Raw genomic sequence first — 12,241 nt, forward strand, 5'->3', positions numbered from 1 at the left:
CAATTTTCCGCTATAGGATTAAGTAGATGGTTCGGATCGATGCAGAAAGTATTCTCTCGCAGCGACCACATCATTTGCGATTTGCTGTTTCAGCGCATCAAGCGAAGCAAACCGCTGTTCATCACGCAATTTTTTGCGTAAGACAACATCAATATGACACCCATACAGATCCATTTGGGTATCAATTAAATGCACTTCAAGCTGCTGGCCCTGACCAGCAACAGTAGGACGGTTCCCGATATTAGCGACACCCGGTAAAGGAGTATCACTTAAACCGTAAACTTCGACAGCATAAACGCCCTTTACGGGAGTAACCAGACGTTTCAGAGGTAAGTTTGCTGTGGGAAAACCAATAGTTCGCCCCAAACGGTTACCATGAACGACTCTGCCACTTATGCTGTAAGGATGCCCCAATAAGGTTTCAGCCAATGTTAGATCATCATTTTGCAATGATTGACGAATGGCCGTACTGCTGACCCGTAGCCCACTGTCACAAAAGCTGTCTGTACTGGCAACATCAAAACCATATTGCCTGCCTGCCTGTTGTAAATAGTGAAAATCGCCCAGACGGTTTTTACCGAAACGGAAATCATCACCGATTGCCAGAAACTTAACACCCAGTTTTTCAACGAGCAACCGGAAAACAAATGCTTCCGGTGTATTGGCTGCAAAGTGTCTGTCAAATTTCACACATAACAGATAATCAACACCGTAGCGGGATAAATATTTTATTTTATCCCGTAGCCGTGTCAGGCGGGCTGGTGCTTTATCGGCGACAAATACTTCCAGTGGCTGCGGTTCGAAAATCATAACCATTGTTGGTAACCCGAGACGCAGCCCTTCTTGCTTCAAATGTTTTAATAAAGCCTGATGCCCGCGATGGACACCATCAAAATTACCAATCGTCAGCACGCAACCATGGTGACGCGCCCGGATATTGTGTATACCGCGAATTAGCTCCATAGCTGGCTCAATACCGTGAAAATTACCGGATTATACCTTGTACAGCGCACAAGGTTAACCCACGATCACAAAGGGTTTTTATTAATAACCTGATTCATACAATAAAAATAGGTTAGATGCCCGAAAAATATTTAATTTATCGCATTTATCAGTGCTTCATTGAGTTTTTTATTGTGAAAGGCTGTATTCCCTTTCAGTAAGCTGATAAAATCCTGCCCCATCACAACGTAACCAGCGTCGCTGTACAACGGCGCTTAATTGCACAAATCCATTGACAAAAGAAGGTTGAACAGGCATATTCTTCGGCCTTTGAATTGTCCTCGAAAGAATATATTTGGGAGTTGGACCTTGGCTAATATCAAATCAGCTAAGAAACGCGCCGTACAGTCTGAGAAACGCCGTCAGCATAATGCAAGCCGTCGTTCTATGGTGCGTACTTTTATCAAGAAAGTATACGTAGCTATCGCTGCTGGCGATAAAGAAGCTGCACAGAAAGCATTCAATGACATGCAACCAATTGTTGATCGTCACGCCTGTAAAGGTCTGATCCACAAAAACAAAGCAGCACGTCATAAATCTGCTCTGGCAGCGCAAATTAAAGCAATGTAATTCATTGTCTTAATTATGCTGAAAAAACCGGCTTTTGCCGGTTTTTTTGTATATGCCTTATCTTTCAAGTTGCCTCTTTTTGTTGGCTGCGATGCAACTCGAAATCCATTACTATATGTTACTGACGCCTTTCTGACATTATTGTGCCGGTTTGTTCTTTAACGGAACATTAAACAAATCAGAAAAATCTTTGTTACAAACGCGCTGAACTGCCGGATGCTGGATCATTCTTTCAGCAAAGATAACGTAATACTCTTCCTGTACTGATTCTAGTCTGCCTATCTCAATAATATCGCTGTCAGCAAAAGTATCATTGGCATAGAAAGACGGAGCGATAAAAATAGCATTATGATACATGCCAAATGCTTTCATTAATGCAGCATCGTCGAACTCACCCAGAACTTCAACCTGTAGATTTTTATTACGTATCCATGTCAGTAATTTCCTGCCCAGCATTGAGCGACGACCGGGGATCAGCAAACGGCGTTCTTCCAGACATTCAGGGAAGGGTTTCCCTGGGATTGGCTCACGGCAGTAAAAGCTGATGCTGCATTCCCCCAGCTTGACGGAAAATAAACCTTCCTGTTGCGTGGAATCGACCGGACAGTCAGACAGGATCATATCCAGTTTATGTTGGCTGAGTTGTTCAAGCAGCATTTCATGGGTTGATTCAAAACAGCGCAGATGGATTTTCTCATGCTCCACGACAGCGGTTTCCAATACCTTACTGACCAGACGTTTGGACAGTGCATCGGCCACTCCGACATCAAACAGCAGGTTTGATTCTCTGCTGTAGGTGACGATATCCAGCATTTCCTGACTGAGCATGAACATTTTATCAGCATAGCGAAAAATGAGTTGCCCCAGCTCTGACGGAACTAATCCTCTTCCCTGACGCTTAAACAGTTTGCCACCCATGCGCTCTTCCAGCGCTTTAATCTGGCCGGTAATCGTCTGTGGTGTCAGGTATAGAGCCTCGGCTGCCCCGACAACAGAACCTTCTTTACAAACATGCCAAAAGTAGTAAAGGTGGTTAAAGTTTAAATGTGAAACCCGCATATATTTATCCTTGTTTATCACCTTACATCTGTATAACAGCCGTGATCCCATGTTTCAGGCCGTCAGATTATGGTGCTCTCCTATATTTTTAATACGAATATTCACGGTAATACCCTATGGATAGAGACGTTATACCGTGAATATTAAGAGGATGAATTAATTTGGAATTGTCTCAATTATGCGCCTAAATTAGTCTATTCGACGGCATTTGGCTATGTTTTTTTCTTTGCCAAAACCTTCTTTGGCAGGCACATATTAAGCAAACCGTAACCAACAAAAGCTGCTGTAGTTGAGCCAATTAATATCCCCAAACGTGAGTAGGTACTGAACTCTTCACTAACTCCTTCAAATGCCAGACCGGAAATAAAAATAGACATTGTGAAGCCGATTCCACACAGTACAGAAACTGCAAATATTTGCTGCATTCCAATACTTGTCGGTAGTTTGGCAATGCCCAGCTTTACTGAGAGCCAGCTAATCAGGAAAATACCCAGAGGCTTACCGATAAACAGACCAAGTGCAATACCGACAGGTAGCAGCCCGCTTAATCCTTCCAGAGTCACCCCTTGTAATGAAACACCGGCATTGGCAAACGCAAAAAGTGGCAGAATTAAATACGCGACCCACGGATGCAAGCTATGTTCAAGTTTCTCGGAAAGCGAGTGGCCTTTTTTACAACGCAGAGGGATCAGGAAACCGACAATAACGCCTGCTAACGTAGCATGAACGCCTGATTTAAGAATACAAACCCACAGAATTAACCCAATCACCAGATAAGCCGATGTTTTGGAAACACCGCGCCAGTTCATCCATGCAAGAAGCCCTATCATTACTGTTGCCAGCCCCAAAGCTACTATTGAAACGCTTTTGGTGTAAAACAGGGCGATAATGATGATGACGCCCAAATCATCAATAATTGCCAGAGCAAGCAAAAATACTTTCAGTGCTGTAGGTACGCGATTTCCCAATAGAGCAATCACGCCAAGTGCAAATGCAATATCGGTGGCAGAGGGAATTGCCCAACCCTGACGGGTGATTTCATTACTACCGTTAAAGAGCAGATATATTAATGCAGGGGCAAGCATACCACCGATGGCAGCAATGGCAGGAAAAATAGCTTTATCACGGCTGGCTAAAGAGCCTTCCATAAGTTCCCGCTTAACTTCCAGACCAACAATCAGGAAGAAAACAGCCATCAACCCATCATTTATCCATAGCAATAATGGCTTATCAATTTCCAGTGCTGCAAACTGAACTGCAACTGGCAGATTGAGAAATTGGTGATAGATATCCTGCAATGGTGTATTTGCCATCATCAGCGCAATAATGGCAGCAATAATGAGAAGGACTCCTCCTGCTGCTTCTAACTTTAAGAATTGACGAATAGTTGCAGTCATAAATTAATAACCTATAAGATGAATCAGGTTGTAGATTCTCTTGTTGTGGCGACTGTTTTTACAGAAACCATGGTGGTAAATATGGGTTTTATAAAAAATATGGTTCTAAATATCGAGATTGTGAATGATTAGGTTATAAATACTATGCTAATTGTGATTTCGGAAAAACTCGATTATTCATGCATAATAGATCGAAATATCCGATCTTTATTGCCGTGTATATGTGGTTTTTCCGAAATCTGCTCAATATGAATCAAAGTTGAAAAGTTGACTGACTGGAAGAATATATGCAGGATGTTTTTTAACTTGTTTATTATGTTATATATCGATATCTGACTGTTAATATATTCATTTTATTTTTACTGGGAAATAGTCATTGTTCCATCAGGCCTTATTTCTGCTATATACACCACGTTCTTTGAACTAAGAGTAATGGCATGATAGTTATGTCTTCTTAATGGTGTTGGGTAACCCAGACGTTGTTCCTCCTGATATACTGACACTGACTTTCCCACCAGATGCCATCTCAACATTTTAGTTTTCCATCTAGTAATATATTCAATATATGGACAAACTATATTAGCCCATGCGTCACAAACCCATGAATTATAAAATGAAGGCTCATAAATATTATTTACTTTTGGAAGAGTTAAAGGATATTTAGGTAAATTAACTGTAACAAAGGCGTGATCATAAGGATCGTTTGATTCTATATAAAGTACATAAATGGATTGCGTTTCATTATTTTTATTTCTTTTATCATTAAAGGACCTTAAAATTTCCTGACGCCTCTGATTGGCTAAATAATAAAATACAGATATAGACAAATCACCACAATTTCCAACTAATTTTTCACCGGCATTGGATCTTGATAAAGCATATTGATGTATGTCTTTAATTAATTTCATTTCATTAGTTTCATCCCGAAGTTTTTTAAATTTATATCCTTTTTCTATCATTGCATCCCGTGTATACATCACTCTTTTATGTTCGGGTAATTTGGAAATATCACGGTAATATTTGTTGGAAGTTTTACCTCGATAGATGCTCCTGGCATATTTAATTGCATCTTCTAAGATATTTTCAAGCATAATTTATTTCTCTTTATAATTAAAAAACTGATGGTTGTAAATTATAAATCGTCACACTTAAATATTTGATTACAGATTTTGACATTACCATCAGGTTCTATCACAGCTTGATACAGCACATGTTTTTCAGTGTTATCCATTATGCTTAATGTACTCTTATATAAAGGAGAGCCTATATCCATCTCTGATGGCATTTTTGGTGTAATACTTGAGGGGAAAGGTGCCCCTTCTATAGCCAAATATTTTCCACATGTTCCCTAATTAGTCATTTTATTTCTCTGTTTAAACAATTTTCTCTGGAATATCTATTTTTACGAGTTTCTGATTGATTGTTAATATTAAAATAAGCAATATTTGTCGTTTTACCTTTGAAGATTCTGTGAGAATGTTCAATTGCTTGATTTAAGATATGCTCAATCATTTTAATACCCTCATTATTATATTTTATTCATTTTATCTACACATGAATATTTTAAAGTGGTACTGTCTACTCTTTTTTAAAAAAGTGCAATCTATATATAATCGGAATATATTAAAAGATAACTAATGAATAAAAACACTTTAATCTGATAAATATAAAAATAATAGATATATAAAAAATCCCCCTTATCATCAATCAATTAAGAAAGCGATAAGAGGGAATTATTATCAGATATTTTGTAAAGTATTAAATTACTTTGTCAAATCATCAAAAAATTTTTTCACACCATCAAGGAAGCTTTTGGAACGCGGGCTATTGGTTTCACCACTTTTTCCGCCAAAAGACTCACCCAGTTTACGCATCAGCTCTTTCTGTTCTTCGTTCAGTTTAACCGGTGTTTCTACCACAACACGGCACAGCAGGTCACCCTGAGCTCCGCCACGAACGGATTTCACACCTTTACCTTTCATGCGGAACAGTTTACCGGTCTGAGTTTCAGCTGGAATTTTCAGGCTGACACGGCCATCAAGAGTCGGAACTTCAATTTCGCCACCCAGTGCCGCAGTTGCAAAGTTGATTGGCACTTCGCAATAGAGGTTGCTGCCGTCACGTTCGAAGATATGGTGTGCTTTGACCTGAACCTGAACGTACAAATCACCCGCCGGAGCACCCTGTTCGCCAGCTTCACCTTCACCACTCAGGCGAACGCGGTCACCGGTATCAACACCTGCCGGGATTTTGACGGACAGTGTTTTGTATTTTTCAACACGACCGTGACCATGACATTTGTTGCAAGGATCTTTGATTATTTTTCCGTGGCCGTGGCACTGGGGGCAAGGCTGCTGAACAGTAAAGAAGCCCTGACGCATATGGACTTGACCAGCGCCGTGACAGGTAGAACAGGTTTCCGGGCTGGTTCCGGCTTTAGCGCCGCTGCCATGACAGCTTTCACAGGATTCCAGTGTTGGGATGCGGATCTCTTTGGTCACACCACGGACAGCTTCTTCCAGTGTTAATTCCATGTTGTAGCGCAGGTCAGAACCACGGCTTGGACGCTGTTGACGACGACCGCCACCGAAAATATCTCCGAAAACGTCACCAAAGATATCGCTAAAGTCAGCACCACCACCGAAGCCGCCAGCTCCTCCGCCCATGCCACCTTGTTCAAAGGCCGCATGACCATACTGGTCATAAGCTGCGCGCTTCTGAGAGTCAGTCAGGATCTCGTAGGCTTCTTTAATTTCTTTAAATTTGCCTTCAGCTTCTTTATCACCCTGATTGCGGTCAGGATGAAATTTCATTGCCAGTCGCTTATAGGCTTTTTTTATCTCTTTTTCATCAGCAGTCTTGGATACACCCAAAACCTCGTAGTAGTCTTTTTTTGCCATCGTATTGTTTACCCCTAACACGCACAAACGGGCGTAGAGTGTTACCTCAACGCCCGTGCTGGTTAACAAGTAACAGGCGTCCTGTTACTTTGCCCGCTAAGGGCTATTATTTTTTGTCTTTAACTTCTTCGAATTCAGCGTCTACAACGTCGTCATCTTTCTTCGCGTTGCCTGCATCAGCTGCACCGGCCTGAGCCTGCTGTTGTGCGATTTCCAGAAGTTTCTTGGATGCTTCAACCAGAGCCTGAATTTTTGCTTCGATTTCAGCTTTGTCTTCGCCTTTCGCAGCAGTTTCCAGTTCAGAAACAGCTTTCTCGATAGCAGTTTTGTCATCAGCAGGCAGTTGCTCGCCAGCTTCCTCAACCTGCTTACGAGTACCGTGAACCAGTTGATCTGCCTGATTGCGGGTCTGAACCAGCTCTTCGAACTTACGGTCAGCTTCTGCGTTAGCTTCTGCATCGCGTACCATCTGTTGGATCTCTTCTTCGTTCAGACCAGAAGATGCTTTGATGGTGATATTCTGTTCACGACCAGAGTTCTTGTCTTTCGCAGAAACGTGCAGGATACCGTCAGCATCGATATCGAAAGTAACTTCGATCTGCGGAGTACCGCGCATTGCTGGCTGAATACCATCCAGATTAAACTGACCCAGTGATTTGTTATCACCGGCACGCTTACGTTCACCTTGTAACACGTGGATGGTTACCGCAGACTGGTTGTCTTCCGCAGTAGAGAACACCTGACTGTGTTTGGTTGGGATGGTGGTGTTCTTGGTGATCAGGGAAGTCATCACGCCGCCCATGGTTTCGATACCCAGAGACAGTGGAGTTACGTCCAGCAGCAGAACGTCTTTCACATCACCTGCCAATACACCGCCCTGAACCGCAGCACCCATTGCAACTGCTTCATCCGGGTTCACGTCTTTACGTGGTTCTTTACCGAAGAAATCAGCAACAGCTTTCTGAACCATTGGCATACGAGTCTGACCACCAACCAGAATAACATCCTGAATGTCAGATACAGACAGGCCAGCGTCATTCAGTGCAACTTTCAGTGGCTCGATAGAGCGTTTTACCAGATCTTCAACCAGAGATTCCAGTTTCGCACGAGTTACTTTAACGTTCATGTGCTTAGGACCGGTTGCATCTGCGGTGATGTATGGCAGATTCACGTCAGTCTGTTGAGCAGAAGACAGCTCGATTTTCGCTTTTTCTGCTGCTTCTTTCAGACGCTGCATAGCCAGTGGATCGTTACGCAGATCGATACCCTGGTCTTTCTTGAATTCATCAACCAGATAGTTGATCATGCGGCTGTCGAAGTCTTCACCACCTAAGTGAGTGTCACCGTTGGTTGCCAGAACTTCATAAGTTTTTTCGCCATCAACTTCGTCGATTTCGATGATAGAGATATCGAAAGTACCGCCACCCAAGTCGTAAACTGCAATAGTACGGTTACCAACTTCTTTATCCAGACCATAAGCCAGAGCTGCCGCAGTTGGTTCGTTAATGATACGTTTAACTTCCAGACCTGCGATACGGCCCGCATCTTTGGTTGCCTGACGCTGTGCATCGTTGAAATAAGCAGGAACCGTGATAACGGCTTCTGTTACTGGCTCACCCAGATAGTCTTCTGCGGTTTTCTTCATTTTTTTCAGGACTTCAGCAGAAACCTGAGGTGGTGCCATTTTCTGGCCTTTCACTTCCAACCATGCGTCACCGTTGTCTGCATTGGTGATTTTGTATGGCATGATAGCAACATCACGCTGAACTTCTTCGTCCGGAAAACGACGACCAATCAGACGCTTGATAGCGAACAGGGTGTTTTGCGGGTTAGTAACAGCCTGACGTTTAGCTGGTTGACCAACCAGAGTTTCACCATCCTGAGTATATGCGATGATTGAAGGGGTTGTACGATCACCTTCGCTGTTTTCAAGCACACGCGCCGTTGCGCCGTCCATAATTGCTACACAAGAGTTGGTAGTTCCCAAGTCGATACCAATGATTTTACCCATCTAAACGCCTCCACAAAGAATTCATATATTCGGTCAAGTTACTACGTTATATGAGGATGAATGTTTGCTTTTCAATGGCACTGTCTGCCAGAAATTCCTCATTGTATGTTTTCAGCCGTTACTGAATGTCAGTAGTAACTGTAGTTGAGACTTAGATGGGGTCATTCATCCCAGCATCAAGGGGGGGGATTGAAAAAAAATTGAGATTTAATAAAAAAATTTTTCTGAGGGCATTGTGTAGTTCATGTCATCACATTATGATCCGCCGCCTTTTATGGTTTTCTGATGCAGAAAAACGCGATGAAGGCCTTTTTTTAATATTTTATTTTAAGTTGTATTTCTAGGGGAAGTATGAGTTCTAATCAATTGGCTAACCCAGGCCCATTAGGTTTGATGGGTTTTGGTATGACAACCATTTTGTTGAATCTGCACAATGCAGGTTTTTTCCCATTAACGTCTGTTATTTTAAGTATGGGAATTTTTTATGGTGGTTTGGCTCAGGTGCTGGCAGGCATCATTGAGTACAAGAAAGGAAATACGTTCGGTGCAACCGCATTCACTTCTTACGGTATGTTCTGGCTGAGCCTGATTGGTGTGCTGTTCCTGCCAACAATGGGGCTGGCGGAAGCAACAAGCCATGAGTTCCTTGGTGTTTATCTGGCACTGTGGGGTATTTTCACACTGTTCATGTTCTTTGGCACTCTGAAAGCTAACCGTGCTTTGCAGTTTATTTTCGGCAGCCTGACGTTGCTGTTTGCCCTGTTGGCAATTGGTAACATCACCGGTAATGCCAGCATCCTGACGTTTGCCGGTTTCGAAGGTGTGATTTGTGGTGCAAGTGCTTTCTATCTGGCAATGGCTGAAGTTCTGAATGAACAGTATGGCCGTACTATTCTGCCGATTGGTGAGAAAAAACACGCCTGATATCAGATTTAATTCGCTGATTCACAAAAAACAGGATGCGTATTTTTATGCATCCTGTTTTTTATTAATGATTTCTTTATATTATCTGATTACCTGATATTTCTTTTTTACTCAGATGAAGCCCTAATAATACGCCCACGGCAGACAATACCAGCATGTAGTACGCCGGAGCTAATATCGTATAGCGCATTAACAGGGTGATCACAATTGGTGTTAATCCGCCAAAAATGGCGTAGGCCAGATTGTATGAAAAAGAAATGCCACTGAATCGGACTTCCGGTGGATAACTGTGAACCATAATAAAAGGTACAGCACCGACCACACCGACTGAAAAACCTACCATCGCATAAGCACTGTACAACATGATGGGGTCATGGCTGATATTGTGATAGAAGAACCACGCGGTTGTGCCCAGTAATAAACTGCCTGCTAATAAGACCTTGCCAGCTCCCCATTTATCACATAAATGTCCGGTTAATACGCAGCCAATAACGAGTGCCACAATTGCCAGACTATTGGCTTTCAGCGTCATTGATTGTTCAAGGTGGAAAACGGTCTGCATATAGGAGGGTGCCATCAGAATGACAACCACAATACCCGCTGAGAGAAGCCAGGTCAGTAACATGGAAACGGTAATTGCCCGTTTATGATTCTGAATGACGGATTTCAGGGGGAGCCCATCTGATAATGCTTTACGTGCCTGCATTTCCTTAAAGATTGGCGTTTCATGTAGCCAGCGACGCAGATACATGGCACACAAACCAAAGATGCCACCAAGGAAGAAAGGTAAACGCCACGCCCAGTTAAGCACTTCATGCCTGTTATAAAACGATGTAATGGCTGTTGCTATCAGAGAACCTAGCAAAATGCCGAGAGTCAGCCCGGCTGTCAGTATCCCGCAGGCAAACCCGATATGTTTATGGGGAACATGCTCTGCTACGAACACCCATGCACCGGGGACTTCACCACCAATTGCAGCGCCCTGCATAATTCGCATAAATAATAAAAGTAGCGGAGCCGCAATGCCGATTGTTTCGTAAGTCGGTAACATTCCTATAATTAATGTAGGTAAAGCCATTAGCATGATGCTGAGAGAAAACATTCTTTTACGCCCGAACAGATCGCCAAAATGCGCCATGATAATCCCGCCTAAAGGGCGTGCCAGATAACCGGCCGCAAAAATACCAAAAGTCTGGAGTTGTCGGAGCCATTCAGGAATGTCAGCAGGGAAAAAAAGCTCTCCCAGCACGACAGCAAAAAAGACAAAGATAATAAAATCATAAAACTCTAATGCACCGCCTAAGGCTGCCAGAGACAGAGTCTTATAATCCTGTTTGTTTAATGAACGAGTATGATGTTGTGACATAAGATACCAGTTTATAGTTATAAAATGTTTTCTATATAAGGTTATATATCCTGTTGATTTCAATACGCAGCTAATGAAACGCCAATTTGAAACACAGTGAATATACTACTGATTCTATCAGACTCTAATAAACCTAAAAGTAAATATTAAAATAAATTTAATCTATTGTTTTTTTAAGGTGGAGTAACACCAAATATTAGTGAATATTAACTTTCTATTTTTAGAGGTGGCCTAAGTTATTAAGTCTATTTAAATTTAGCATGGGTTTGTCACTATTATGAAATCTTATTTATTGCATTTATATATGAAAAATTTATTTTTCCATATGAAAGGTTTAAAACCACCGTCTTTAGACGGTGACTTTGACTTTAATTCTTTGACCTACGCGCGTTTACGAGGTGCGTGGTTCGACGACTTTCAGTCGTCGGCACCGAAGTGCGCTAACCCACCTACTTCAGTAGGTGGTAGTTAAGTAATATAATAAAATGATATTTAACTTGTAATCATCTGCGCTATTATTAAAGTAATTAATTTTTTCTGGCGATTTTTCTATTTTTGACCTGACTGAATGATATTGTAAATTCATTAAGAAAGATATTATGTTTTATAAATTAGAGGGTGATGTTATGAGTAAAATAAAAGAAAATGAAATACAACTAAAAATTATTGAAGATTTCAGGAGAAATACTGCTGATAACTTTGAAGAAAAAGATATTAATGAAGCCGTGACGAAATTATTCCCTGTATGGTCTAATAAATATGAAGCTAGATGTACTGTAGCAGGTGCACTTATTTATACACGATTTACTGTTAAAATGGTTTCTGATGGAAAGTATTTTGCAGCAAATGGGTTTGGACTTAACTCTGTTGGAATGGGCCAGACCATGGGTTATGTTTATACAAATAATTTAGATGAAGTGGTCAATTAAAATTGGTCACAACCTTAGCACTTTTCCAAAATAATCGTTCTGATTCATTTGGCGTGAGCCCATTGTTATACCAATGGGGGCGG

At 41.8% G+C, this 12,241-nt stretch carries 11 protein-coding genes; 3 read left to right on the forward strand and 8 right to left on the reverse strand.

The annotated features are described in order from the left end of the window. Positions 1 to 18: 18 nt before the first annotated feature. The gene (ribF, locus tag Xinn_RS05890; protein WP_086954266.1) at positions 19 to 963 is read right to left on the reverse strand and encodes a bifunctional riboflavin kinase/FAD synthetase; all 945 of its coding nucleotides are present in this window, start codon (positions 961 to 963) and stop codon (positions 19 to 21) included. A 348-nt stretch (positions 964 to 1,311) separates the two neighbouring features. Between ribF and rpsT the strand changes: the two genes are divergently transcribed. Continuing rightward, on the forward strand, positions 1,312 to 1,572 hold the full coding sequence (rpsT, locus tag Xinn_RS05895) for a 30S ribosomal protein S20 (RefSeq protein WP_086954265.1): 261 nt from the start codon (positions 1,312 to 1,314) through the stop codon (positions 1,570 to 1,572). A gap of 138 nt (positions 1,573 to 1,710) precedes the next feature. Here rpsT and nhaR read toward each other — a convergent pair whose 3' ends face one another. The 6 genes from nhaR to dnaK all read right to left on the reverse strand — a co-directional run bounded on the left by nhaR (position 1,711) and on the right by dnaK (position 8,939). Then, positions 1,711 to 2,631: a transcriptional activator NhaR gene (gene nhaR, locus Xinn_RS05900; protein ID WP_086954264.1), complete on the reverse strand. Its 921-nt coding sequence runs from the start codon at positions 2,629 to 2,631 to the stop codon at positions 1,711 to 1,713. A 212-nt stretch (positions 2,632 to 2,843) separates the two neighbouring features. Beyond that, positions 2,844 to 4,028 (reverse strand): Na+/H+ antiporter NhaA, encoded by a 1,185-nt coding sequence (gene nhaA, locus Xinn_RS05905; protein ID WP_086954263.1) that lies wholly within the window; start codon positions 4,026 to 4,028, stop codon positions 2,844 to 2,846. A gap of 359 nt (positions 4,029 to 4,387) precedes the next feature. Further along, positions 4,388 to 5,119, reverse strand: coding sequence for a hypothetical protein (locus Xinn_RS05910; protein WP_086954262.1), 732 nt, complete (start codon positions 5,117 to 5,119; stop codon positions 4,388 to 4,390). Positions 5,120 to 5,384: 265 nt separating this feature from the next. After that, complete coding sequence (locus Xinn_RS21920) at positions 5,385 to 5,540, reverse strand: hypothetical protein (RefSeq protein ID WP_169923534.1); 156 nt, start codon at positions 5,538 to 5,540, stop codon at positions 5,385 to 5,387. 251 nt (positions 5,541 to 5,791) lie between these two features. Next, positions 5,792 to 6,928, reverse strand: a complete 1,137-nt coding sequence (gene dnaJ, locus Xinn_RS05915; protein WP_086954261.1) for a molecular chaperone DnaJ — start codon at positions 6,926 to 6,928, stop codon at positions 5,792 to 5,794. Positions 6,929 to 7,034: 106 nt separating this feature from the next. Further along, positions 7,035 to 8,939: a molecular chaperone DnaK gene (dnaK, locus tag Xinn_RS05920; protein ID WP_086954260.1), complete on the reverse strand. Its 1,905-nt coding sequence runs from the start codon at positions 8,937 to 8,939 to the stop codon at positions 7,035 to 7,037. Positions 8,940 to 9,290: 351 nt separating this feature from the next. Here dnaK and satP point away from each other — a divergent pair, with 351 nt between their 5' ends. Continuing rightward, positions 9,291 to 9,863 (forward strand): acetate uptake transporter, encoded by a 573-nt coding sequence (gene satP / locus Xinn_RS05925; protein ID WP_086954259.1) that lies wholly within the window; start codon positions 9,291 to 9,293, stop codon positions 9,861 to 9,863. 76 nt (positions 9,864 to 9,939) lie between these two features. Here the strand turns inward: satP and Xinn_RS05930 are convergent, their stop codons facing one another. Continuing rightward, on the reverse strand, positions 9,940 to 11,229 hold the full coding sequence (locus Xinn_RS05930) for an MFS transporter (protein WP_086954258.1): 1,290 nt from the start codon (positions 11,227 to 11,229) through the stop codon (positions 9,940 to 9,942). A 599-nt stretch (positions 11,230 to 11,828) separates the two neighbouring features. Here Xinn_RS05930 and Xinn_RS05935 point away from each other — a divergent pair. Next, complete coding sequence (locus Xinn_RS05935) at positions 11,829 to 12,158, forward strand: hypothetical protein (protein ID WP_099137618.1); 330 nt, start codon at positions 11,829 to 11,831, stop codon at positions 12,156 to 12,158. Positions 12,159 to 12,241: the final 83 nt, after the last annotated feature.

This window comes from Xenorhabdus innexi (assembly GCF_002632485.1).
GTDB classification, from domain to species: domain Bacteria; phylum Pseudomonadota; class Gammaproteobacteria; order Enterobacterales; family Enterobacteriaceae; genus Xenorhabdus; species Xenorhabdus innexi.

Excerpts from the sequence above, each read along its gene's own strand:
- Xinn_RS05930 (WP_086954258.1), bottom strand. The coding sequence starts at position 11,229 with ATGTCACAACATCATACTCGTTCATTAAACAAACAGGATTATAAGACT.
- nhaR (WP_086954264.1), bottom strand. The coding sequence starts at position 2,631 with ATGCGGGTTTCACATTTAAACTTTAACCACCTTTACTACTTTTGGCAT.
- dnaK (WP_086954260.1), bottom strand. The coding sequence starts at position 8,939 with ATGGGTAAAATCATTGGTATCGACTTGGGAACTACCAACTCTTGTGTA.
- dnaJ (WP_086954261.1), bottom strand. The coding sequence starts at position 6,928 with ATGGCAAAAAAAGACTACTACGAGGTTTTGGGTGTATCCAAGACTGCT.
- nhaA (WP_086954263.1), bottom strand. The coding sequence starts at position 4,028 with ATGACTGCAACTATTCGTCAATTCTTAAAGTTAGAAGCAGCAGGAGGA.
- Xinn_RS21920 (WP_169923534.1), bottom strand. The coding sequence starts at position 5,540 with ATGATTGAGCATATCTTAAATCAAGCAATTGAACATTCTCACAGAATC.
- ribF (WP_086954266.1), bottom strand. The coding sequence starts at position 963 with ATGGAGCTAATTCGCGGTATACACAATATCCGGGCGCGTCACCATGGT.
- Xinn_RS05935 (WP_099137618.1), top strand. The coding sequence starts at position 11,829 with ATGTTTTATAAATTAGAGGGTGATGTTATGAGTAAAATAAAAGAAAAT.
- satP (WP_086954259.1), top strand. The coding sequence starts at position 9,291 with ATGAGTTCTAATCAATTGGCTAACCCAGGCCCATTAGGTTTGATGGGT.
- Xinn_RS05910 (WP_086954262.1), bottom strand. The coding sequence starts at position 5,119 with ATGCTTGAAAATATCTTAGAAGATGCAATTAAATATGCCAGGAGCATC.